The following is a 1,272-nucleotide window of genomic DNA, read 5'->3' on the forward strand; positions in this document are numbered from 1 at the left end:
GTCGCTGACCCATGCTGTCGAGGAAATACTCAGTTGTGATCAAACCACTGAAGTCTCTGGGATATCGACTGTCATAGTTGACTCTGACCCCACCTTGCCACAAACCCTGAAGCTCGCTTTAGAACTGATGCAAAAGAACATCGAAGAGCCCTTATCGATCGACGAACTGGCTGAGTGTGTGAACATTTCCCGACGACAATTGGAGCGTCGCTTCTGCCGTTTCGTGGGTGCCACGCCCACACGCTACTACCTTGAGCTGCGCTTGACTCGAGCACGACAGCTTATTCTGCAGAGCAATCGGCCGATCACCGATATCGCGATTGCGACCGGCTTCTGTAGTTTCGCCAACTTCCATATGCGCTTTCGTGACTTCTTTGGCGTCGCGCCAAGCAGTTATAGAGCAACGTATGAGCGCAGACGTTAAGTTTTCCGATACCCGGGCTCGCGACAAACATACAAAACCCGCACCGTCTAAGCCGAGTAAACGATGGCTAGCATCATCGATAAGGATTACCGAGAATTATGAATGCTCCATCGCCGGTGTTGGTACCCACGGCTAACCACAGCGAGCGGATGTCTACACGCATCGCCTTCCTTATCGCGGGCTTACTCATGTCCGCATGGGCACCTCTGGTCCCATTGGTTAAAGCCCGCGCTGGCCTGGACGATGGTGGCTTGGGGTTGCTGCTGCTTGGCCTGGGCGGTGGATCTATTGTGGCCATGCCCTTCGCTGGTTATCTCACTGCACACTATGGATGCCGCCCGATCGTAATCTGGGCGACGATTGTCTTGTGCGCCGTTTTTCCGCTGTTGAGCACCGTGGTCTGGCTGCCCGGCCTGGTCATAGCCGTCATTATCTTCGGTGCCAGTATGGGCATGCTTGATTGCGCCATGAACATACAGTCCGTCATCGTCGAGAAAAACAGCGGACAGGCACTTCAATCCGGCTTTCATGGCCTTTACAGCGTCGGAGGCATATTGGGCGCCGGGGCGATGACTGCTCTACTGACCTTCGGCCTGGATCCGTTGATTGCTGCGCTCTGCATCGTTGCCACCGTTTTGGGAGCGCTTTACAAGGCAGCGCCTGCTTTTCTGACTTATGGCACCGAACGGGGTGGGCCATTGTTCGCGGTGCCCAGGGGTATCGTGCTGTTTTTAGGGGCGCTCTGTTTCATCGTCTTCCTCACTGAAGGCGCAATCCTCGACTGGAGCGCGRTTTTCCTTGTCTCGAGCCGAGGGTTAGAGCCGAGCATCGCCGGCTTGGGCTACGCA

Annotated in this window: 2 protein-coding genes; both read left to right on the forward strand. The window is 55.5% G+C overall.

Annotated elements, in window-relative coordinates:
- Positions 1–424: helix-turn-helix domain-containing protein (locus AC1D1M_RS31340; protein ID WP_477778680.1), on the forward strand; the 424-nt coding region annotated here is incomplete at its 5' end.
- A 98-nt stretch (positions 425–522) separates the two neighbouring features.
- The coding region (locus AC1D1M_RS31345; protein ID WP_477778681.1) for an MFS transporter at positions 523–1,272 on the forward strand (750 nt) is incomplete at its 3' end.

The sequence above is a fragment of the Pseudomonas sp. P1_F7 genome (genome assembly GCF_056405655.1).